Here is a 20,918-nt window from a genome sequence, read left to right as displayed (position 1 = left end):
TTGTGGATGAGGCGGCGCGGCCAATGACGCCGTCCGACGATGCCTTCCCGGACCACCGCTAACCCTACTAGGTTAGGTTAAGAGCGATATTGCGTTGCCACTACCTGCGATTGCAGCTGAGATGGCTGCAGATGACAGCCATGACGCCATCGTTCCATCGTGCTGACAGATCGACCCACCGCCGTGTGATGGTCGTGGGCCTGCTGTTCTGTGCCGCCTTTGTCGTGATCAGCTTCTGGCTTCGGCCGCAGCCGGACGGTGGCAAGGTGCTCGTGAAGGCGGACCGGCTGGTCCGTACGGCGGGCGAGCCGCGGAAATCAAACTAGAACAGGCAAATTGAGCTGCGCCGCGGCGCCTAGTCCGGCAGCTTTCCGTTCGGATGCTTGTGATACATCGCGATGCCGATAAAGCCGGCAAAGCCCATCACGTTCAGCAGCAGTTCCATCCACGCCGGCATCGATGCCAACCTCGCTCAACTCAAGCTAATCATTGAGGTTGTGTTTTTGTTCCAGCGCTAACCGATGGTAGCTTTGCGCTTTCGCATGGCTGTGGAACCCGAACCGCCATTTTGCTGCAACCATCCCATTATGCCCGCGTTGGTGCGCATAACCACGTGAGGAGGTTGCCATGAAAAAGACATTGGCGGTTTTGGCGACGGTTGCGACGGTGGGCGCAACGATGGTCAGCGCGCCGGCGCAGGCGCGTCACATCGGACCTGGTCTGGCTTTCGGTCTGGCCGCCGGCGCACTCGCCGCAGGCGCGGCCGGTGCGTATTACGGCCCACGCTATTACGGGCCCGACTACTATGGCTATTATGGCCCGCGTTACGGCTATTACGACGACGGATACGGCTATTATCGCGGTCCGTACTATCGGCACCACTACTATCGCCATTACTGGTAACGGCGACGAGCCCGGAGCACATCGCTCCGGGCTTTCTCAACCGTGCGTCAAGGTGTGATCGCGCGGAAGCGCTTTGGCCTCGATCCTTCGGCGAGCGACATCAGGCGCTCTTGCGTTGAAACCCACTCCAGACATTGCCGAGCGTGTTGTCGTAATATTCCTGGCGATCGCGCTCGAACTTCCGCTGCGTCGCCCGGAAGCTGGCAACGCGCGCGACGATCTCTTCGCGCTCGCGCGCGGCACTGTCTTCCTGATCGGCCATTGCCCATCCTCTTCGTCATGGTCCTATCCCCGCCGCGCATTGGCATCAGTGAATTGGGCGTCAATGCGGAGCGGGCTTTGCAGGATTGTGATGAAGCCAAGGCAGCGGAAGAAAGGCAGCGGACGAGCGACGAAGCTGATGCGCCCGGCGAAGCTGCGGCCCGACCGCAGCAGATCGCTCGCGTGATGGTTGAGCTCGCAATCGGTTCGACCGTGCTATAGTCGCCGCCGGTCAACCGGATCATTCCCAGTGATTGCAAAAGATCTGCGCAGCGGCGTCGAGCGGCTCGGCAACATGATTGCCGAGGCATCATCGATCGTGCCCTTCACCGGAGCGGGCATCTCCACCGAGTGCGGCATTCCCGACTTCCGCTCGCCTGGCGGGCTGTGGACCCGCAACCGGCCGATCCCGTTCGACGAGTTCGTGGCCAGCCAGGAGGCGCGTGACGAGTCATGGCGCCGGCGCTTCGCGATGGAACCGACATTTGTGGCCGCAAAGCCCGGTCGCGGGCATCGTGCGCTGGCCTCGCTTTACCGGGCAGGCAAGGTTCCTGGCATCATCACCCAGAACATCGACAATCTGCATCAGGCGTCGGGCTTCAAGGCCGACGACGTCATCGAGCTGCACGGCAACACCACCTACGCCCGCTGCATCGGTTGCGGCAAGGACTACGACCTCGCGTGGGTGAAGCTGCACTTCGACAAGGCCGGTGGTGCGCCCGACTGCGCTGACTGCGGCGATCCGGTGAAGACCGCGACGATCTCGTTCGGGCAGTCGATGCCCGAGGATGCGATGCGCCGCGCGGCGGAACTCTCGAGGCACTGCGACCTGTTCCTGGCGATCGGCTCATCGCTGGTGGTGTGGCCCGCCGCAGGCTTTCCGATGATGGCGAAGGAGAGCGGCGCGCGGCTCGTGATCATCAACAACGAGCCGACCGATCAGGACAACATCGCCGACCTGGTGATCCGCCACGACATCGGCGACACGCTTGGTCCGTTCGTAGGCAATTGATGCCTGCTTGATTCGCGGCTGTGCAAGCCTGTTCATAGTTCCGGCAAGAATCGTTTTTTAGCTATGCCCGGCAAGCGGGAGTGTTATCTTTTGGTTGAGAGATTCGCGCAGCGTCCAAATGAGTTGGTCATGGAAAGCAGCGTGTACAGGGTGCGCCGCAACGTCGGCGCTCTGCATTTGATGTGTGGGGTCCGGGGTCATGGGGTCGGACGGATTTGAGTCCAAGAAGCTCGGCGGACCGCCGATAGGCGGAGTTGGGCAAAGCAGGATTGCACAAGGCGAGTACGGCAGCGCGCCGCGCGATCCGGCAATCGATGCCTTCTCCGGTCTCGGCGACACCGCAGCCAACCTCGTCGAAGTCTCCGGCGTCATCAAATGGTTCGATGCCTCGAAAGGCTACGGTTTCATCGTCCCCGACAATGGCTGGCCCGACATCCTGCTCCACGTGACGGTGCTGCGCCGCGACGGCTACCAGACCGCCTATGAGGGCGCGCGCCTCGTCGTCGAGTGCGTGCAGCGCGCGAAGGGTTACCAGGCCTTCCGCATTGTCTCGATGGACGAGTCGACCGCGATCCATCCGGCGCAAATGCTGCCGCCGCGGACCCATGTCACGGTGACGGCGACCAGCGGGCTCGAGCGTGCACAGGTCAAATGGTTCAACCGGCTGCGCGGCTTCGGCTTCGTGACCTGCGGGGAGGGCACGCCCGACATCTTCGTGCACATGGAGACGCTGCGCCGCTTCGGCATGACCGAGCTGCGCCCCGGCCAGTATGTGCTGGTGCGATTCGGGCCCGGCTCCAAGGGCATGATGGCCGCCGAGATCCATCCGGAGACCGGCCCCTCGGCGCTGTCGTCACACTGAGCTCCGAGCGGAGACTGCCTGACGCAAACGTGAGCCGTCGGCGAGCCTTCAGGGCTCTGGCATTTGCCGCAATCATCGGGTTAGGGTCCGCCGGAAAATCTTCTCCGGTGTGAGTATTTGTCGATGAATTTCGTTCGCATGGTTGGGCGCCTTCACCCGCAACTGCTGGCCTGCCTCGTCATCACGTTGGGCGTGCTGCTGGTGCCGGCCGCGCAGGCCGCCAGCGTCCAGCCGCTCGAGATCGTCACCAAGTCAGGCGTGCACGTCTTCTCGGTCGAAATGGCGACCACCGAGCAGGAGAAGGAGACCGGCCTGATGTACCGGAAGGAGCTCGCGGACGGCAAAGGCATGCTGTTCGACTTCACGCCGGAGCAGGAAGTGTCGATGTGGATGAAGAACACCTACATCTCGCTCGACATGATATTCATCCGCGCCGACGGGCGCATTCTGCGGATCGCCGAAAACACCGAGCCGATGTCGACCAAGATCATTCCGTCGCGGGGGCTCGCCCGGGGCGTCCTCGAGGTGATTGCCGGCACCGCGCAGAAATACGGCATCCAGCCTGGCGACCGGGTCGGCCACCCGCTGTTCGCCGGCCACTAGCGTTTTGAGGCGATTGCGGGGGCGGAAACCGCCGCCGATTTCGTCGCGGCAGGCCCCGCACCGGTGCCTTGCTGGCGCTGGCTGAAGCGTGTATCCACGGGGCTTCTCGGAAATGTCGGGGTATAGCGCAGCCTGGTAGCGCGGCAGTTTTGGGTACTGCAGGTCGTTGGTTCGAATCCAGCTGCCCCGACCATCCAGATCAAAGACTTAATAGTTTTCGAGGCTCTTTATCCCAGATTTTGCGTTTGGGAAGAGGGCGGAAGGAAGCGGGCGGCGTTTTTGACGAATCCGCTAGCGGATCGCTTTCGTAGCGAAGCCCATTGCTGAATTTGCGGATCCTGATGGTCAGCTAGCGGGTGAGGCTGGGGCGGCAACGCACGCCTGTGGCGAAACGCTCTCGCTCAGCTTACCAATGACTGGGGTCCGAACCAGCCGGTAGTTAGCGACAAGCTCATCACGATGCGCCGTTGATCGACAAATCGCGGTCAGTTGGCATTTTGAAAGAGCAAGCGCGGACCGGAGCCCCGCGGTCCGTTCCCGGCAACTTCGGCCGCCCGGGCGCTGACCAGATCAACGAGCCGGCGGGTTGTAGCGATCCAGGATCACTGTTCTTGGGCCACGCTCCGACGGCCGCGGGATGGCGTCGTCGAATTTGTGATAGCGATCGAACTGCTGCTGCTCATCGCGCAGGTGTGGCGCTTCGGCGGACGAGTAAGCTCTATTTGCACCGTTCCAGTGATCAAATCCCGACACGACGCAACCCCGTCTTGGTTCAGATGCAGGTTGGTTAGCATCGTTGCAGGGGTATCTCTGTATCGCCGTGGCAACACCACCGGCAATCCGCCCGATATGAGCACACGGATTGTTTCTGCGTCTCTCTGTACGTGAACAGCACTCTGGCCCGGGTAATCACGCTCCGGCCGGGATGTCTCGCCTGACGCAACAACGCCGCCTGGACGGAATATATTCGCCCAGACGGCGTCGCCGAATACTGGGCCCTGAAATCCCCAGTGCCCATGGGTCGTCCGCGCGGGAAATAGGTTCAATGCTGCGGCTCCTTGCCGCTGTCGCAACCGGGGCAGGCCGCGGCCTGATCTCCAGCGGATGTGGCTTGCCGATGGAGCACGCGGACTGGCAGGTTGGCTCAGCCTGACAAGACCAATCCGCGAGGAGGCACCATGGCGCGCAGACTGATCGATATCTCCGTTCCCCTGCAGAACGACGTTCCGGCCGATCCGCCGGGCAATCACCCGACCATCCAGTATATCGACCATCAACAAGGGCTGCCGCGCATGCTGCAGTTCTTTGATGGGCTGAAGGCCGCGGATCTGCCTGACGGGCAGGGCTGGGCCGTCGAGCAGGTTTCGCTCTCGACCCACAACGGCACGCATCTCGATGCGCCCTGGCATTTCCATCCGACCATGAACCGCGGCGAGCGCTCGTGGACCATCGACGAGGTGCCGCTGGAGTGGTGCTTTCAGCCCGGCGTGAAGCTCGACTTCCGCCATCTGCCTGACGGCTACGTCGCGACCGCGGGCGATGTCGAAGCCGAGCTGAAGCGCATCGGCCACACGCTGTCGCCGCTCGAGATCGTCGTCGTCAACACCAGCGCCGGCGCGAAGTATGGCCAGGCCGACTACGTCAATTCGGGCTGCGGCATGGGCTATGAGGCGACGATGTATCTGCTCGAGCGCGGCGTGCGGCTGACCGGCATCGATGGCTGGAGCTGGGATGCGCCGTTCGTCTTCACCGCGAAAAGATACGCCGAGACCAGGGACGCCAGCCTGATCTGGGAGGGCCACAAGGCCGGGCGGCACATCGGCTACTGCCACATCGAGAAGCTGCACAATCTCGAGCAGCTGCCGTCGACCGGCTTCATGGTGTCGTGCTTCCCGGTGAAGATCGAACGTGCGTCGGCCGGGTGGACGCGGGCCGTCGCGATCCTCGATGGCTAGAGCGTTTTCGAGCGAAGTGGATACCGGTTCGCGTGAAGAAAACGCGTCAAAGCAAGAATCCAGAGCCGCGTTCCGATTTAATCGGAACGGGGTAGGCTCTAGGCGCTTCGGAGATTTTGGTCACGTTCGGGAACCGGTGGACAGGCCGTTCATTCCCGCAGGTTGTTGCGGCACGGCTACAGCCTGAGGCAGGCGAATCTGCTCTGATGCACGTCGTAGATGCATTGGGTGATCGGGCCGGCGGCTCTTCCTCGCATCCCGATTTCCGACGCGTTCTCTCCCGTGACTAGAGCCCCGGCGTCTCCCGGGGCTCTTTCTTGCGCGCCGCTGGTGAGCCAAGCCCGCCAAGAGAACCAAGCCCCAGCAGGAAATCCAAGCCTCCGGCAGACGAAGCAAGCTCCAAAACGAAATCAGGTGCGTCGGGACCGACGCACCTGATTGGTGTCTTCGATATCGCTTGTGTCGGCCGAGCGGTTGTTACCACCGGCAAACGCGAACACCACGCGGGGTCCACCAGCAACGGGGACCGACATAACCGCCGTAGTAGCCATAGCCGCGGCCATAACCATATCCGCGACCATAACCCCATCCGCGTCCGCGTCCCCAGCCGCCGCGATACCCATAGCCACGTCCGCGCCATTGCGCCTGCGCAGACGACGTGGTGGCGCCGACCAGGATGGCGGAGGTGCTTGCGACATAGACGAACAACAAAGCGACCGCTGCGAGGCAACGAGTCAGGATATTGTAGCGTTTAGTCATTCTGAAGATCTCCAGTCACTTCCAAACATCTGAACCGATGCTGGCTGTCTCGCTTAGACGCGCGAGACCGGCGTCCGGTTCGAGCATGCTAAGACAATATTTTCACTAAGGTTCTTGCGAGCTTTAACGACTCTATTGAGAGCAACAGGTAAGGTCAAGTTACGTTCCTATCTGCAAAGGATGATGTGGTTGCTACGCTCATCTTGTCGTTCATCCGCCGTTCATTCTGTTCATCTTGCATTGCGTCGAATTGATTTGTGCATCGCAGAAGCAGAGATTTGCGGGCCGCGAAAAATGCCGTCGAGAACTTGAAGTCGACACGATCATGTTCTCTGAGCGTTCGAGAATCCTCCCTGAAGAGTGCCCATGCCGAAACAACACACCTACGTCCTTGGTCTCAACGTCTACGACCATGACGTGAGCGCCTGCCTGCTGCGTGACGGCGCGATCGCCTACGCGATCTCCAAGGAGCGCATCACCCGCGAGAAGCACGCCTCCGGCTTCTACAAGGAGGTCGTCGACTACTGCCTGTCCGCCGAGGGCATCACGCTCGACGACGTCGATCTCGTGGTGCGCAACAGCTACATCCTGCCGGTGCCCGAAATGGAGGAGCGGATGCTCCACCAGGACATGCCGGGCTTCCTGCCGATCGCCGAGCGCAACGAGGCGATCAAGCATCCGCTGTTTCGCTCGAAGTCCGACAAGGTCGTGTCGATCTCGCATCACCTCGCGCATGCCTACAGCGCGTTTGCGGTGTCGCCGTTCAAGGACGGCGTCGTGATGATCGTCGACGGCGTCGGCAGCTATCAGGCTGACGCGATGGAGTCCTATCCGCAGGATGGGGCGTCGCCGCTCGCCCGCGAGTCCGAGAGCTATTACAGGTTCGATGATACGAAGCTCGAATGCCTGAAGAAGGTCTTCATGGAGCCGGCGCGCGGTCTGTTGTCGGATGAGTTCTACAACATGCCGGGCTTAGGGGCGCTGTACAGCCGGGTCTCGACCTATGTGTTCGGCGACTGGAACAAGTGCGGCGAGCTGATGGGGCTTGCGCCCTATGGCCGCCATGGGCAGGTCGGCCATCTGCTCGAGATGCAGGATGGCAGGCTGCACGTGCCGTTCTGGGGCGAGGAGAACCGGCAGCCCTTCGTGCTCGACAGCGGCAGCTGGGACAAGAGCCCGACGATGCGGCACTGGGAGGACATCGCCTGGCGGGTGCAGGACGACACCGAGAATGTGCTGCTGGCGCGGGCGCGCTGGCTGCGCGAGACCACCGGCGCGAAGAACCTCTGCATTGCCGGCGGCGTCGCGCTGAACTGCGTGGCCAACGGGCGCATCGCGCGCGAGGCCGGCTTCGAGAACGTCTGGATCCAGCCTGCCGCCGGCGACGACGGCATCGCCATCGGCTGCGCCTATTACGGCTGGCTGGAAATCCTCAAAGCACGCCGCTCCTTCGTGATGGACCATGCCTATGTCGGCCGGCGCTACAGCGACGCCGAGGTCGCGGCAGCCCTGCAAGGCTTCCTGGTGCGCATCCAGATCGAGGCCAAGCGCAGCGACAACATCTGCCGCGATACCGCGAAGCTGCTCGCCGATCAGCGCGTGATCGGCTGGTTTCAGGGCCCCTCCGAATTCGGTCCGCGCGCGCTCGGCAACCGCAGCCTGATCGCCGATCCGCGCAAGGCCGAGATGAAGGACATCCTCAACAGCCGGGTCAAGCACCGCCAGGCGTTCCGTCCGTTCGCGCCGATCGTGCTGGCCGAGCGCATGAAGGAAATCTTCGAGGGTGAGGAGGACTCACCCTACATGCTGATCGCAAAGCCGGTACGGCCGGAATGGCGCGACCGGATCCCGGCGATCGTGCATGTCGACGGCTCGGCGCGGGTGCAGAGCGTGCGGGAGGAAACCAACCCGGCGCTCTATCGCCTGCTGAAGGAGTTCGAGGCGCTGACCGGCGTGCCGGTCTTGATCAACACCTCGTTCAACGTCAAGGGCGAGCCGATCATCGAGACGCCGCAGGATGCGGTGAGCTGCTTCCTCACCACCGGGATCGACAACCTCGTGCTGCACGACACGCTGGTGACGAAGACCGCGATGCACAAGGTGGTCACGCCCGTGATGACGACGTTCGGCGACGTCGCCACCATCGTCTCCTCGACGACGCAGGATCCCAGCCGCGGCGGGGCTTGAAGCCCGTTAGGCCGCCTTCGCCGGTGCCGCCGGTTTCTGCGCCGGCGGCTTGACCGGCTTGTCCTGCCGCTTCGACCACGAGATGTAATAGGCCACGATCGTCATGATCGCGATGCCGGAGATGCTGACGAAAATCTGCGCGAACAGCGAGCCCGAGCTCATCGAGAGCTCGAAATGTCCGACAAAGGACAGGAACACGCCGACGCAGAACACCGCGAGCGACTGCTGGCCGCAGACGATCAGGGGGTCGAACACCTTCCACTCCAGCGCCGACCAGTCCTTCGGGACGAAGCGGATCACCAGCACGGTGATCACCACGAAATGCAGGAAGCGATAGGGCGCGAGGTTGGTCTTGTCGTTCGGGTTGAAGGTTGAATAGAGCCAGTCCGGGAACATCGCGCCGAAGTCCGGGAAGCGGCCGGCCATCGTCATGATCAGGGCGAAGATCATATAGGCGATGCAGAACCACAGCGTGTAGCGCGAATTGATGATGTGCATGTTGGCGCGCGCGCCGCCCATCGCGCACCACGAGCCGAACACGAACAGCACCTGCCAGGCGAACGGATTGAAGTACCAGGTCCCGGCGGGGTAGGCGGGCAGGTTCCAGCCCATGTGCCGCGACACCAGCCACAGCGCGAGCGAGGCGATCATGGTCCAGTTCGGCTGCCGCAGCATGAACCACAGCACCGGCGGAAACAGCCCCATCAGCACGATGTAGAGCGGCAGCACGTCGAGATTGACCGGCTTGAATTTCAGGAACAGGCCCTGGCGCAGCGTCTCGGTGGCGTTGTCGACGAGGCCGGCGACGTTGAACTCGTTGATGATCTCGGAATCGCCGAAGCGCAGCGCCAAATAGCTGATCGAGGCGATGTAGATCACGAACAGGATGATGTGGGCGACATAGAGCTGCCAGACCCGCTTGGTCAGCCGGGTGGCGCCGACGATGAAGCCGCGCTCCAGCATCATGCGGGCATAGACGAAGGATGCGGTGTAGCCGGAGATGAAGACGAACAGGTCGGCGGCGTCGCTGAAGCCGTAATTCCGGGTCGTGATCCAGTTCACGATATTGTCGGGGATGTGATCGAGATAGATCGCCCAGTTCGCGACCCCGCGGAACAGGTCGAGGCGGAGGTCACGTCCTTTTTCGGGCAGGGTGGCGTGGATTTCCATGGGAGCGCCGCTTCCTCGAGATGATGCTGTCGAGAAGGCCGCGCCGCGGGCCCAAGGGACTCCAAAGGGAAGCCTCCCGGGGCCAGATTGTCACAGCGCGGTAGAATGACTATACCGGTCCGGCGAAGGCTCCCTCCGAGATCGAGGAATCACCGATCAGTTCGTTGAACGGTGTCTCTATACTATCCCGGCGGTTTCCTTCAAATCGCTTCCATGTCGCACATCCCACGGGGCCCGACCATCCATGACCGCACGCATTTTTAAGCCCGCCAAAAACGCGATGCAATCGGGACGTGCCAAGACCAAGGAGTGGCAGCTGGACTACGAGCCGGAGCAGCCGCGCACGGTGGAGCCCTTGATGGGCTGGACCTCGTCCACCGACATGAAGCAGCAGCTCACGCTGCAGTTCGAGACCAAGGAGGAGGCGGTCGCCTATTGCGAGCGCAAGGGCATCGCCTACCAGGTGATCGAGCCGAAAGATTCGGCGCACCGCCAGATCGCCTATGCCGACAATTTCGCATTCCGCCGCTGGGAGCCGTGGACCCATTAGGGTTGGATCGGGCCCGTCAGGGCTGACGATCAACTCGCGGGGGTAGGCGCGGCGAGGGCGCCCGGGATCGGCAGCGGCGCATCCTTGGAGATGCCGAGCACCGGAAAACTTCTAATTTTACGCACGTTGGGCAGGCCGGCGAACTGCAGCAGCTGCTGACGCATGTCGTCGACACTGGGCGCGACGCATCTCAGCATGAAGTCGGCGTCGCCCGAGATCCGCCAGCATTGCAGGAAGCGCGGCACGGCCGCCACCGCGGCCTCGAACGCCTCGATCGCGATCAGGTTCTGTCTGTCGAGCTGGATCAGGACGAAGGTCGTCACCTCATAGCCGAGCAGCCGTTCGTCAAGCGTGGCGCGGATCGCCTGCACCACGCCGCGGCTGCGCAAGGCGCGGACCCGGCGCAGGCAGGGCGGGGCGGTGATGCCGACCCGCTCGGCAAGCTCGTTGATCCTGATCCGGCCGTCCCGCTGCAATTCGGACAGGATCCGCAGGTCGATGTCATCGAGCTGTGGGCGCTCTGTCACAGTCACGAGCCCGCTACCGCAGTGCGTGGGCTCTTGCCGCCGCTCTGGACCTGACTGCGCGCGGCCTGTGGCGCGACACCCGACAGCACCAGCTTCTCATGCGCCGAGATGATGGCGTCGCGGGTCAGGCGGCCGCCGGGGCGGTACCAGGTGCAAAGACCGGTCAGCAGCGAGATGATGGCGAAGGTCGCGACCTGGATATCGACGACCTCGAACACGCCGTCCGAGACTCCCTGGGTGAGAATCTGCGCCAGACGCTGCTCATAGGCGCCGCGCAGTGCCACCACGGCGTCGTAGTTCTTGGCATCGAGGCTGCGCAGCTCGGAATTGGCGATGAAGACCTCGCGCTTGCGGGTCATGTGGTAAGTGACGTGGAAGGCCACGAAGGCGCGCAGCCTTTCGACCGGATCGGCCTGGCCCTCCAGCGCAAGGTCGAGCTCGCGCAGCAAATCGTTGATATGCTCCTGCACCAGATCGAACAGCAGGTCCTGCTTGGTTGAGATATGGTTGTAGAGCGAGCCCGCCTGGATGCCGACTTCGGCGGCGAGCTGGCGCAGGCTCATCGCCTCGTAGCCATGCTCGAAGATCAGGCGCACGCCGGCCTTGCGGATCGCCTCCAGCGTGGTGGGGCCATGTGAGCCGATCGTGCGTGCCATCGCGGGCCTCGGAGGGTGTTGGCTTGCCAGGGAGCGCAGGAAACAAGCGAACGACCGTATGTTTATCGCATGAAATCCCAGTGAATTCAATGAACTGCGGATTTCGCGCGCAAACCATAGCACAGTCGCTTGCGAAGCCAAGAAAAAAACGTATGATCGTTTAATTGCAAGATGAATCTCACGGGAGGGATCATGGCCTCGAACCGGGCAGCAATCTTCAATTTCGACCTTGGCGAGACCGCGGATGCTATCCGCGAGACGGTGCATGATTTCTCGACCAACGAGATTGCGCCGCGCGCCGCCGAGATCGATCGCTCCAACACGTTTCCGCGTGATCTCTGGCCCAAGATCGGCGCACTCGGCCTGCACGGCATCACGGTCGAGGAGGAGTATGGCGGGTCGGGTCTCGGCTATCTCGAGCATTGCATCGCGGTCGAGGAGATTTCGCGCGCTTCGGCCTCGGTCGGGCTGGCCTACGGCGCGCATTCCAACCTCTGCGTCAACCAGATCCGCCGCAACGGCAACGAGGCGCAGAAGCGCAAATATCTGCCCAAGCTGATCTCCGGCGAGCATGTCGGATCGCTGGCGATGTCGGAGCCGTCGGCCGGCTCCGATGTGGTCTCGATGAAGACCCGCGCCGAGAAGAAGGGCGACCGCTTCGTGCTCAACGGCAGCAAGATGTGGATCACCAACGGTCCTCACGCCGAGACGCTGGTCGTCTATGCCAAGACCGATGCGAACGGCGGACCGCGGGGCATCACCGCCTTCATCATCGAAAAGGGCATGAAGGGATTCTCCACCGCGCAGAAGCTCGACAAGCTTGGCATGCGCGGCTCTGACACCTGCGAGCTGGTGTTCGAAGACTGCGAGGTGCCGGAGGAGAACGTGCTCTCCGAGGTCGGCCGCGGCGTCAACGTGCTGATGAGCGGCCTCGACTATGAGCGCGCGGTGCTGGCGGCGGGACCGATCGGCATCATGCAGGCCTGCATGGACGTGGTGCTGCCCTACGTCCACGAGCGCAAGCAGTTCGGCGAGCCGATCGGCTCGTTCCAGCTGGTGCAGGGCAAGATCGCCGACATGTACACCACGATGAACGCCTCGCGCGCCTATGTGTACGCGGTGGCGAAGGCCTGCGACCGCGGCGAGACCACGCGCGAGGACGCCGCCGGCGCCATCCTCTATGCCGCCGAGAAGGCCACACAATGCGCGCTGGATGCGATCCAGCTGCTCGGCGGCAATGGCTACATCAACGACTATCCGACCGGCCGGCTGCTGCGCGATGCGAAACTCTACGAGATCGGCGCCGGCACCAGCGAGATTCGCCGCATGCTGATCGGCCGCGAGCTGTTCGCCAAGACGGCCTGACCTGCGCACCGTCGCGCCTCTCGCGCGACGGCCCGCCTTCCCAAATCCTGTCGGCTCCTCCAACGAAACGTGCAACACCGATGCCGCTTCATTCGACGATCGATCCCACATCCTCCGAATTCGCCCGCAACGCCGATGTGATGCGCAGCCTGGTCGCAGAGCTCCGCGACAAGCTCAAGCAGGTTGCCGGCGGCGGCGGCGAGACCTCGCGCAAGCGGCACACCTCGCGCGGCAAGATGCTGGCGCGCGATCGCGTCGATCTCCTGGTCGACCCCGGCACCGCGTTCCTGGAATTGTCGCCGCTCGCCGCCAACGGGCTCTACGGCGGCGACGTGCATTCCGCGAGCGTCATCACTGGTGTCGGACGGATCTCGGGGCGCGAATGCATCATCGTCGCCAACGACGCCACCATCAAGGGCGGCACCTATTACCCGATGACGGTGAAGAAGCATCTGCGCGCCCAGGACATCGCCCGGCAGAACAATCTGCCCTGCGTCTACATGGTGGATTCCGGCGGCGCCTTCCTGCCGCTGCAGGATGAGATCTTTCCCGACGAACGGCATTTCGGCCGCATCTTCTACAACCAGGCGCAAATGTCGTCGCAGGGCATCCCGCAGATCGCCATCGTGATGGGCTCCTGCACCGCGGGCGGCGCCTATGTGCCTGCGATGTCCGACGAGAGCATCATCGTGCGCAACCAGGGCACCATCTTCCTCGGCGGCCCGCCGCTGGTGAAGGCTGCGACCGGCGAGGTCGTCACCGCCGAAGAGCTCGGCGGCGCCGACGTCCATTCGCGGCAGTCGGGCGTCACCGATCACTACGCGCAGAACGACGCCCATGCGATCGGGATCGCGCGGCGCATCGTCGGCACGCTGAAGCAGCCGGCGAAGGCACAGCTCAACATGCGCACCCCGCAGGAGCCGCTGTTTCCGGCCGAGGAGATCTACGGCGTGGTCTCCGCCGACGGCCGCAAGCCGTTCGACGTGCACGACATCATTGCGCGGATCGTCGACGGTTCCGAGTTCGACGAATTCAAGAAGCTCTACGGCACCACGCTGATCTGCGGCTTTGCCCATATCTGGGGCTATCCGGTCGGCATCATCGCCAACAACGGCATCCTGTTCAGCGAGAGCTCGCTGAAGGGCGCGCATTTCATCGAGCTGTGCTGCCAGCGCGGCATTCCCCTGGTGTTCCTGCAGAACATCACCGGCTTCATGGTCGGCAAGAAGTACGAGGCAGGCGGCATAGCGCGCGACGGCGCCAAGCTAGTGACGGCGGTTGCGACCGCCGGCGTGCCGAAATTCACCGTCGTGATCGGCGGCTCCTACGGCGCCGGCAATTACGGCATGTGCGGCCGCGCCTACAGCCCGCGCTTCCTCTGGCTATGGCCGAACGCCCGCATCTCCGTGATGGGCGGCGAGCAGGCCTCGATGGTGCTGAGCCAGGTGCGGCGCGACGGCATCGAGGCCAAGGGCGAGAGCTGGTCGGCGGAAGAGGAAGACAAATTCCGCGAGCCGATCCGCGCGCAATACGAGAAGCAGGGCAATCCCTATTACGCCACCGCGCGGCTCTGGGATGATGGCGTGATCGATCCGGCCGACACCCGCCTGGTGCTCGGGCTCGGCCTGTCGGCCGCGGCCAATGCGCTGATCGAGCCCACCAAGTTTGGCCTGTTCAGGATGTGACCCAGGATCTGATCATGGACCGTTCAAAACTCTATCGGCGTTTCCGCACGCTGCTGATCGCCAACCGCGGCGAGATCGCCTGCCGCGTGATCCGCTCGGCGCGCGCCATGGGGCTGCGCACCGTCGCGGTCTATTCCGAGGCCGACCGCGATGCGATGCATGTCGCGCTCGCCGACGAGGCGGTGCTGCTCGGGCCTGCGCGGGCGCGCGACAGCTACCTCAACATCGAGCGCGTGATCGCGGCCGCAAGGCAGACCGGCGCCGAGGCCGTGCATCCCGGCTACGGCTTCCTGTCTGAAAATGCCGAGTTCGCGCAGGCTTGCCTCGATGCCGGTCTGGTGTTCGTCGGCCCGACCGCCGAGATGATGACGGCGATGGGCTCGAAATCCGGCTCGAAGGCACTGATGGAGAAGGCCGGCGTGCCGCTGGTGCCCGGCTATCACGGCGAGGGGCAGGACGAGGCGATCCTGGCGGAGGCCGCCAACCGGATCGGCTTCCCGGTCCTGGTGAAAGCGTCAGCCGGCGGCGGCGGCCGCGGCATGCGCGTGGTCAGTTCGGCGGGCGAGCTCTCGGCCGCGATCACCAGCGCCAAGCGCGAGGCCAAGGCGGCGTTCGGCGACGACCGCATGCTGATCGAGAAGTACGTGCAGAACCCGCGCCATATCGAGGTGCAGATCATCGGCGACAGCCACGGCAATCTGCTCTCGCTGTGGGAGCGCGAATGCACGCTGCAACGCCGCCACCAGAAGGTGATCGAGGAGGCGCCGTCGCCGACGCTGAATGCCGCGCAGCGCGACACCGTCTGCGAAGCCGCGCGAAAAGCGGCCGGTGCGGTCAACTATGTCGGCGCCGGCACGATCGAGTTCGTCTCCGACGGCAAGGACGTGTTCTTCATCGAGATGAACACCCGCCTGCAGGTCGAGCATCCCGTCACCGAGCTGATCACCGGCGTCGATCTCGTCGAATGGCAGCTGCGCGTCGCGTTCGGCGAGGCGCTGCCGCTGAAGCAGGACGAGATCAAGCTCAACGGCCACGCCATCGAGGCGCGTGTCTACGCGGAGAACCCGCAAAAGAACTTCATGCCCTCGGTCGGCCGCATCAAGACCTGGCGGACGCCGCCGGAGGGCGACGGCCTGCGCATCGATGCCGGCTATCGCAGCGGCGACAACGTCTCACCGTATTACGACGCGATGCTCGCCAAGGTGATCGCCTGGGCGCCGACGCGCGAGGGCGCGATCGAGAAGCTCAACCGCGGCCTGCAGGAGACCGATGTCCGCGGCATCGTCACCAACATCCCGTTCCTGTCTGCGCTGGTGACACATCCCAACACCAGGTCCAACGCGATCGATACCGGCTTCATCGAGCGCGAGCTGAAGAACCTGACATCAGGCACGGGCGTGGCCGGCGAGTTCGAGCTGTGCGCGGCGGTGGCTGCGATCGTCAACGCCGAGCAGAAGGCAGCGCGGAACGAGGCGAACTCGCCCTGGCAGGCGTTCGGCTGGATGCCGGTCGGCCGCCGTCAGCGGGTGTTCTCGCTCCGGCAGGGCCACGAGCCCGCCCACGCCATCACGCTGCACTATGGCAATGGACCCTCGACGCTCTGCGTCGGCGGGCGCGAGCTTGCCTTTGCCATCTCGTCACCCGGCGAGGATGGCTTCGACCTGACGCTCGACGGCCTCAAGTCGCGCGTCGCATCTGTTATCGAGGGCCACGAGTTGTACCTGCGCACCCGCAACGGCCGCTTCGACCTGCACTGGGTCGACCCGTTCGGCGGCGAGAGCGAGGAGCAGGTCGGCGAGGACAAGATCGTGGCACCCTTGCCGGGCACCGTGGTTGCGCTGCTGGCCGAGGAGGGCGCGACCCTGGAGAAGGGCGCCCCGATCCTCACGCTCGAAGTGATGAAGATGGAGCAGACCCTGCGCGCGCCCTATGCCGGGGTGCTGAAGAAGCTCAAATGCAAGGTCGGCGACATCGTCGACGAGGGCGTCGAGCTTGCCGAAGTCGAGCCCCAGGCGGCGTCATGAGCGATCAAATCCACATCGTCGAGATGGGGCCGCGCGACGGCCTGCAGAACGAGAAGACGCCGGTCAGCGTCGAGGCGCGCATCGCCTTCGTCGAGGCGCTGGTGGCGGCAGGGCTTGGCACCGTCGAGGTCGGCGCCTTCGTGTCGCCGAAGGCGATCCCGCAGATGGCGAGCTCCGACCAGGTGCTGCGCGGCGTTAGCCACATCAAGGGCGCCGAATTCCACGTGCTGGTGCCGAACGAGAAGGGCTATGACGCCGCGCGCGCGGCCGGCGCGCAGGTGGTCTCGGTGTTCGCGGCGGCCTCCGAAGGGTTTTCGCGCGCCAACATCAACTGTTCGATTGCGGAATCGATCGAGCGCTTCAGGCCGGTGCTGGCGCGTGCCAAGGTCGATGGCGTCAAGGTGCGCGGCTATATCTCCTGCGTGCTCGGTTGTCCGTTCGATGGCGAGATCAAGCCGAAGGCGGTCGCCGACCTCGCCGTGACGCTGTGGGATCTCGGCTGCTACGAGATCTCGCTTGGCGACACCATCGGCGTCGGCACGCCGGTCAAAGCGAAGGAGATGCTGCGCGCGGTCGGCGCCGAGCTTCCGGTCGGCAATCTCGCGATGCACTTCCACGACACCTATGGCCAGGCGCTCGCCAATCTCTATGCCGGCATGGAGGAGGGCGTGCGCGTCATCGATGCCGCCGCGGGCGGCCTTGGCGGCTGCCCCTATGCGCCCGGCGCCACAGGCAACGTCGCGACCGAGGATGTCGTCTACATGCTCGAAGGCATGGGCGTGAAAACTGGTATCGATATGGACAAGCTGCTGGCCACGACCAACGAGATGGCCGGATTGCTCGGCCGCCCGCCGGTGAGCCGCGTCGCCTCGGCGCTGAACGCGAAGCGGAAGCGGCTGAAAGCCTGAGCAGTATTGTACGATCGGTCGGACGACCTGTCGCCGTAGCTCGATGAGCGGGCGCGATACGGATCGAAAGCGCTTGGCCGCAACCCTATCGCATCGTCGCCCGTGCAGCCACCGCGGTCCATTTGATCGGGAGCAGGGCGGAAATCGGCCGCTCGACGGTCCGGTAGAGCATGAGGCCGACCAGGTTCGAGATCAGCAGCGCCAGCAGCACGAAGAACACCGCAGTGACCGGCGTGATCGGGAACACCATTTTCAGCGCCACGACGAGGAAAATGTGGAACAGATGCGTGCTGTACGATGCGTCGCCCAGCGCCTCGGCAACGGTTTCAAACCGGCCGGGCGATAGGGGCCTGGCGAACGCGCACGCCACAACAGCCAAAGCGCCAGCTATCCAGATCGAGATGATTTCCGGGAAGGGCAGACGTGGCGGGATTCGAAAAACGATCGCCGCAAGGATCTGTGTCGCAAGTAGCGCCGCCGCGACAAGGAGCGGACAGGGGACAACGAAACGGTCTCCCAGGTTTCGTTTCAACACACCGATAGCCATTCCGACTAAAAACAGCAGGATGATCGGATCCGCGAAGAACGTGAATACCGTCTGAGCTGGCGTGGAGTCAGAGAGCGGCTTCACCAATGCTCCCTCGATGACGATCACACCAACGGTCCGATGGATTCCGGGCCGGTGCTTCGCACGCCTCGAATTGCAAGGGGGAGACTGTGGCGTTGCGGACCATCGAATGGAACCCGTTTTGCAGCGCACACAGCGTTGGGTTCCGGCTCAAAACCCCTCGAAAGCGTTCATGGCTTGGTGACTCAAAAGTGCTGAGGTGAGGGGGCTCGCAATTTGCTCCAGGTGGTCCCGCCATGTCCGGACAGGTGTCAGCTTCCCGCGGCCGAACGTTTTTGGCCGGAAAGATCGTGTTCAATTTCGGTCGGTCGGCCTTCGATTGCACGGTCCGGCAGCTCACCGATACGGGCGCGACCGTGGAACTCGCAAGCGTCGTTGGCATTCCCGACCAGGTCCAACTGTTGATCGTCGGTACCAACCAGGTGAGACCTTGCAAACGGCTGTGGCAATCGGACCGTCAGCTCGGCCTGGTGTTTGAGGGGCAGCAGGCGAGCGATCCGGCTCCCGCGCCTGCCGGCGCCGTGTCTGCCAGGCCTGCACCGTCGGCCGTTCCGGAGCGACGCAGCGGCGATATTCTGCGCGGGCACATGCTGGCGCTGCGCGCGGCGCTCGATCAGATTCCGGTCGGCATCCTGCTGCTGGACGCGGAGCTGAAAGCCCTGTTCATCAACCGCGCGTTCCGGAACATGTGGCAGCTCCCGGACGCGGTTGCCGACCGCAATCCCACCTTCACCGATCTGATGCATCACGGCTGCAAGACCATGGCCTATGAGCTGCCGGCTGAGCAGCTTCAAGCCTACGTCGCCGAGCGCGTCCGTCTGGTCAGCGTCGGCGACGCAAATCCGATCGATCTCAGGCGCAGCAATGGCGACGTGGTGCGATGTCAGTGCACACCGCTGCCCGACGGCGGCCGGATGGTGAGCTATACGCCCGTGACCGACATCGTGCGCGCATCGGACAAATTGAAGGTGCTGACCGGTGCGCTGGAAAACGTGGAGGACGGTGTCGTCCTGCTCGATCGCGATCTCAACGCGATCTTCCTCAATCGGCGAATGCGGGAATTCTGGGAGGTGAGCGAGGAGGAGGTTGCCCGGCATCCGGCATACGTCACACTCATCACGCGCAATCGCCGGGCAGTTCCGACCGGCGCTACTCCGGAGCAGATCAAGACCTTTCCGGCGAAGCGGATTGCGGAGATCAAGGCAGGCGATCACAAGCGCGACGTCCAGACGCCGGATGGCCGCAATATCAGGATCCATTGCTCGACGATGGCCAACGGCGGCCGCATGCTGACCTTTGTCGACGTGACCGATCTCGTCGGTAACGCGCGACAGCTCGAGGTGCTCGCGACCACCGATCCGCTCACTGGACTGTTCAACCGCAGGCACTTCTTGACGACGCTGGATGCAGAGTGGAGCCGGTTCCAGCGCTACTATCGCTCGGTATCCGTCCTGATGGTCGATATCGATCACTTCAAGAGCATCAATGATCGATTCGGTCATGCGGTCGGTGACGAGGCCATCAAGGCCGTCGCCGAGATTTGCGTTCGCGGCAAGCGCAAGTCCGATGTCGTCGGCCGTGTCGGAGGCGAGGAGTTCGCGGTTCTGCTGCCGGAGACGACGTTGTCGCGCGCCCGGACCGTCGCCGAGCGCATTCGCAAGAGGGCGGAGGGATTGGCGTTGCGGACTGATGACCGTCCGGTGCCGCTCACCGTGAGCATCGGCGTTGCCGAGGCCCTCACCAGCATGCCCGGGATCGATGCGCTGATGAAGGCCGCCGATGCCGCGCTCTACCAGGCCAAGGAGCGCGGCCGGAATCGCGTTGCGTGCTGGACGACGCCGGCGCCGCCGAAGTTGGCGGCCGAGTAGAACTGTCTTCGAGCTGCTTTCCTCATTCCCCCGAGCGCAATTGCGCAGCGGAGGGCTCGCGCAGCGAGAACGCGGAATCCACTATGCCGCTTGTCGGTGTTGTCCTGATTAGGACGCTCGCAACGGGGCTCAGGGCACTGAACGAACAACGCCCGGCGGCCTTGCGGCCGCCGGGCGGTAACTGTTTCTCCACGTTGCGGGTACGCAGGTACTCGACCGCGCCATCAACCGCAAGGCCGTAAGACCCCGGTTACACGCGGGCTCAAATTAGGACACGCGCAAATTCCGGGAATCAGCAATGATTGCCAGGATAGGGAGCGTGGCGCATGCGTGCGAACCGATTCAAGGGCTGGACCGAGACCGAAGAACGATTGCTGGTCGCGTTGCATGAATCCGGGATGAACCACCGGCTCATCGCGCTCAAGATGCGACGGACGGAAGCCGGGGTCGATAACCGTCTCGCGCTGATCGCCCACAGGGCTAGACGGGCTGAGGGTGTGGATTCCGGGTTCGCGCCAAGGCGCGCCGCGGATTGAGAAGGGGGAGACACCAGCGGCCCTGCTACTGAGTGGTCCGACGGCGCATGGGTGCGGAAGTACGACTCACGGTTGGCGCAAATTCACTGTCGTCCCGGCGAAGGCCGGGACGCATACGCCGCAGCGGATGTTGCAGGTGGGACTCGGCGTTCTAGCGTTGCGCGACAAGCAGCGTCGGTGGGTCCCGGCCTTCGCCGGGACGACGGAGGGAGGGGGCGTGCGCGTGCGATCGGCGCCGGGCTTTCTCTGCGCCTCCGGATCGAAGAGAGGGCGGCAATCGATCCACAACTCGGGCGCGTTCCATCACGAGACAGCAATCTTACGGCTACTTGGTCAGGTACCTGTCAGGTTCCCATAAGGACCGATAATACATGGTTGCCCGGGAGCCACGATTGTTGCGTCTTCGCAACAGTTACTGTGCATTTAACCCTAAACACAGCCGGTCCGTAGTCGCGCCGC

At 63.7% G+C, this 20,918-nt stretch carries 20 protein-coding genes and 1 tRNA gene; 15 read left to right on the top strand and 6 right to left on the bottom strand.

All coding sequences use genetic code 11. From position 1 onward, the window contains the following. Positions 1-131: 131 nt before the first annotated feature. Together XH92_RS25180 and XH92_RS25175 are read left to right on the top strand one after the other, a co-directional pair. On the top strand, positions 132-326 hold the full coding sequence (locus tag XH92_RS25180; RefSeq protein ID WP_194454510.1) for a hypothetical protein: 195 nt from the start codon (positions 132-134) through the stop codon (positions 324-326). A gap of 301 nt (positions 327-627) precedes the next feature. Further along, positions 628-903 (top strand): hypothetical protein, encoded by a 276-nt coding sequence (locus XH92_RS25175; RefSeq protein ID WP_194454509.1) that lies wholly within the window; start codon positions 628-630, stop codon positions 901-903. A 100-nt stretch (positions 904-1,003) separates the two neighbouring features. Here the strand turns inward: XH92_RS25175 and XH92_RS25170 are convergent, their stop codons facing one another. Beyond that, a complete protein-coding gene (locus XH92_RS25170) occupies positions 1,004-1,165 on the bottom strand; it encodes a hypothetical protein (protein WP_194454508.1) in 162 nt (53 codons plus the stop codon). Here XH92_RS25170 and XH92_RS25165 point away from each other — a divergent pair. The 6 genes from XH92_RS25165 to XH92_RS25140 all read left to right on the top strand — a co-directional run bounded on the left by XH92_RS25165 (position 1,165) and on the right by XH92_RS25140 (position 5,596). Beyond that, the gene (locus tag XH92_RS25165) at positions 1,165-1,386 is read left to right on the top strand and encodes a hypothetical protein (protein WP_194454507.1); all 222 of its coding nucleotides are present in this window, start codon (positions 1,165-1,167) and stop codon (positions 1,384-1,386) included. The genes XH92_RS25170 and XH92_RS25165 overlap by 1 nt on opposite strands. Before the next feature lie 28 nt (positions 1,387-1,414). Beyond that, complete coding sequence (locus XH92_RS25160; protein ID WP_194454506.1) at positions 1,415-2,176, top strand: Sir2 family NAD-dependent protein deacetylase; 762 nt, start codon at positions 1,415-1,417, stop codon at positions 2,174-2,176. A gap of 199 nt (positions 2,177-2,375) precedes the next feature. Next, a complete protein-coding gene (locus XH92_RS25155; protein WP_194454505.1) occupies positions 2,376-3,038 on the top strand; it encodes a cold-shock protein in 663 nt (220 codons plus the stop codon). 123 nt (positions 3,039-3,161) lie between these two features. Next, positions 3,162-3,641: a DUF192 domain-containing protein gene (locus XH92_RS25150; protein ID WP_246787608.1), complete on the top strand. Its 480-nt coding sequence runs from the start codon at positions 3,162-3,164 to the stop codon at positions 3,639-3,641. A gap of 116 nt (positions 3,642-3,757) precedes the next feature. Continuing rightward, positions 3,758-3,834: transfer RNA gene (locus XH92_RS25145), tRNA-Pro, on the top strand. 985 nt (positions 3,835-4,819) lie between these two features. Then, positions 4,820-5,596, top strand: a complete 777-nt coding sequence (locus tag XH92_RS25140; RefSeq protein WP_194454504.1) for a cyclase family protein — start codon at positions 4,820-4,822, stop codon at positions 5,594-5,596. A 477-nt stretch (positions 5,597-6,073) separates the two neighbouring features. On the opposite strand, the gene XH92_RS25135 is transcribed toward XH92_RS25140, so the two are convergent. Then, positions 6,074-6,355, bottom strand: a complete 282-nt coding sequence (locus XH92_RS25135) for a hypothetical protein (protein WP_212317329.1) — start codon at positions 6,353-6,355, stop codon at positions 6,074-6,076. 366 nt (positions 6,356-6,721) lie between these two features. Here XH92_RS25135 and XH92_RS25130 point away from each other — a divergent pair, with 366 nt between their 5' ends. Continuing rightward, entirely contained in the window at positions 6,722-8,542 is a 1,821-nt protein-coding gene (locus XH92_RS25130; RefSeq protein ID WP_194454503.1) for a carbamoyltransferase C-terminal domain-containing protein, read from the top strand. A 6-nt stretch (positions 8,543-8,548) separates the two neighbouring features. On the opposite strand, the gene XH92_RS25125 is transcribed toward XH92_RS25130, so the two are convergent. Then, the gene (locus tag XH92_RS25125) at positions 8,549-9,712 is read right to left on the bottom strand and encodes an OpgC domain-containing protein (RefSeq protein WP_194454502.1); all 1,164 of its coding nucleotides are present in this window, start codon (positions 9,710-9,712) and stop codon (positions 8,549-8,551) included. A 244-nt stretch (positions 9,713-9,956) separates the two neighbouring features. On the opposite strand from XH92_RS25125, the gene XH92_RS25120 reads away from it, so the two are divergent. Beyond that, the gene (locus XH92_RS25120) at positions 9,957-10,262 is read left to right on the top strand and encodes an ETC complex I subunit (RefSeq protein ID WP_092113947.1); all 306 of its coding nucleotides are present in this window, start codon (positions 9,957-9,959) and stop codon (positions 10,260-10,262) included. Positions 10,263-10,291: 29 nt separating this feature from the next. Here XH92_RS25120 and XH92_RS25115 read toward each other — a convergent pair whose 3' ends face one another. Together XH92_RS25115 and XH92_RS25110 are read right to left on the bottom strand one after the other, a co-directional pair. Further along, the gene (locus XH92_RS25115; RefSeq protein ID WP_194454501.1) at positions 10,292-10,789 is read right to left on the bottom strand and encodes an Lrp/AsnC family transcriptional regulator; all 498 of its coding nucleotides are present in this window, start codon (positions 10,787-10,789) and stop codon (positions 10,292-10,294) included. Between the two features lie 2 nt (positions 10,790-10,791). Next, positions 10,792-11,445, bottom strand: coding sequence for a TetR/AcrR family transcriptional regulator (locus XH92_RS25110; RefSeq protein WP_194454500.1), 654 nt, complete (start codon positions 11,443-11,445; stop codon positions 10,792-10,794). A 192-nt stretch (positions 11,446-11,637) separates the two neighbouring features. Between XH92_RS25110 and XH92_RS25105 the strand changes: the two genes are divergently transcribed. From XH92_RS25105 to XH92_RS25090, 4 genes are all read left to right on the top strand, one after another. Further along, positions 11,638-12,810 carry an isovaleryl-CoA dehydrogenase gene (locus XH92_RS25105; protein ID WP_194454499.1) on the top strand — a complete coding sequence of 391 codons (1,173 nt, stop codon included), beginning with the start codon at positions 11,638-11,640 and terminating at the stop codon, positions 12,808-12,810. A gap of 80 nt (positions 12,811-12,890) precedes the next feature. After that, positions 12,891-14,495 carry a carboxyl transferase domain-containing protein gene (locus XH92_RS25100; RefSeq protein WP_194454498.1) on the top strand — a complete coding sequence of 535 codons (1,605 nt, stop codon included), beginning with the start codon at positions 12,891-12,893 and terminating at the stop codon, positions 14,493-14,495. Positions 14,496-14,509: 14 nt separating this feature from the next. Next, positions 14,510-16,519 carry an acetyl/propionyl/methylcrotonyl-CoA carboxylase subunit alpha gene (locus XH92_RS25095; protein ID WP_194454497.1) on the top strand — a complete coding sequence of 670 codons (2,010 nt, stop codon included), beginning with the start codon at positions 14,510-14,512 and terminating at the stop codon, positions 16,517-16,519. Then, positions 16,516-17,427: a hydroxymethylglutaryl-CoA lyase gene (locus XH92_RS25090; RefSeq protein WP_194454496.1), complete on the top strand. Its 912-nt coding sequence runs from the start codon at positions 16,516-16,518 to the stop codon at positions 17,425-17,427. The genes XH92_RS25095 and XH92_RS25090 overlap by 4 nt, the downstream gene beginning before the upstream one ends. An 85-nt stretch (positions 17,428-17,512) precedes the next feature. Here XH92_RS25090 and XH92_RS25085 read toward each other — a convergent pair whose 3' ends face one another. Next, a complete protein-coding gene (locus tag XH92_RS25085) occupies positions 17,513-18,082 on the bottom strand; it encodes an acyltransferase family protein (RefSeq protein WP_194454495.1) in 570 nt (189 codons plus the stop codon). Between the two features lie 263 nt (positions 18,083-18,345). Between XH92_RS25085 and XH92_RS25080 the strand changes: the two genes are divergently transcribed. Then, positions 18,346-19,923 (top strand): sensor domain-containing diguanylate cyclase, encoded by a 1,578-nt coding sequence (locus tag XH92_RS25080; RefSeq protein WP_246787605.1) that lies wholly within the window; start codon positions 18,346-18,348, stop codon positions 19,921-19,923. Positions 19,924-20,918: the final 995 nt, after the last annotated feature.

Source organism: Bradyrhizobium sp. CCBAU 53421 (assembly GCF_015291625.1).
Lineage (GTDB): Bacteria > Pseudomonadota > Alphaproteobacteria > Rhizobiales > Xanthobacteraceae > Bradyrhizobium.
This window is presented reverse-complemented; position numbering and strand designations above follow the sequence as displayed.

Coding starts and splice junctions, on each gene's coding strand:
- XH92_RS25155 (WP_194454505.1), top strand. CDS start 2,376: ATGGGGTCGGACGGATTTGAGTCCAAGAAGCTCGGCGGACCGCCGATA.
- XH92_RS25150 (WP_246787608.1), top strand. CDS start 3,162: ATGAATTTCGTTCGCATGGTTGGGCGCCTTCACCCGCAACTGCTGGCC.
- XH92_RS25105 (WP_194454499.1), top strand. CDS start 11,638: ATGGCCTCGAACCGGGCAGCAATCTTCAATTTCGACCTTGGCGAGACC.
- XH92_RS25110 (WP_194454500.1), bottom strand. CDS start 11,445: ATGGCACGCACGATCGGCTCACATGGCCCCACCACGCTGGAGGCGATC.
- XH92_RS25125 (WP_194454502.1), bottom strand. CDS start 9,712: ATGGAAATCCACGCCACCCTGCCCGAAAAAGGACGTGACCTCCGCCTC.
- XH92_RS25135 (WP_212317329.1), bottom strand. CDS start 6,355: ATGACTAAACGCTACAATATCCTGACTCGTTGCCTCGCAGCGGTCGCT.
- XH92_RS25120 (WP_092113947.1), top strand. CDS start 9,957: ATGACCGCACGCATTTTTAAGCCCGCCAAAAACGCGATGCAATCGGGA.
- XH92_RS25175 (WP_194454509.1), top strand. CDS start 628: ATGAAAAAGACATTGGCGGTTTTGGCGACGGTTGCGACGGTGGGCGCA.
- XH92_RS25140 (WP_194454504.1), top strand. CDS start 4,820: ATGGCGCGCAGACTGATCGATATCTCCGTTCCCCTGCAGAACGACGTT.
- XH92_RS25090 (WP_194454496.1), top strand. CDS start 16,516: ATGAGCGATCAAATCCACATCGTCGAGATGGGGCCGCGCGACGGCCTG.
- XH92_RS25170 (WP_194454508.1), bottom strand. CDS start 1,165: ATGGCCGATCAGGAAGACAGTGCCGCGCGCGAGCGCGAAGAGATCGTC.
- XH92_RS25180 (WP_194454510.1), top strand. CDS start 132: ATGACAGCCATGACGCCATCGTTCCATCGTGCTGACAGATCGACCCAC.
- XH92_RS25130 (WP_194454503.1), top strand. CDS start 6,722: ATGCCGAAACAACACACCTACGTCCTTGGTCTCAACGTCTACGACCAT.
- XH92_RS25095 (WP_194454497.1), top strand. CDS start 14,510: ATGGACCGTTCAAAACTCTATCGGCGTTTCCGCACGCTGCTGATCGCC.
- XH92_RS25100 (WP_194454498.1), top strand. CDS start 12,891: ATGCCGCTTCATTCGACGATCGATCCCACATCCTCCGAATTCGCCCGC.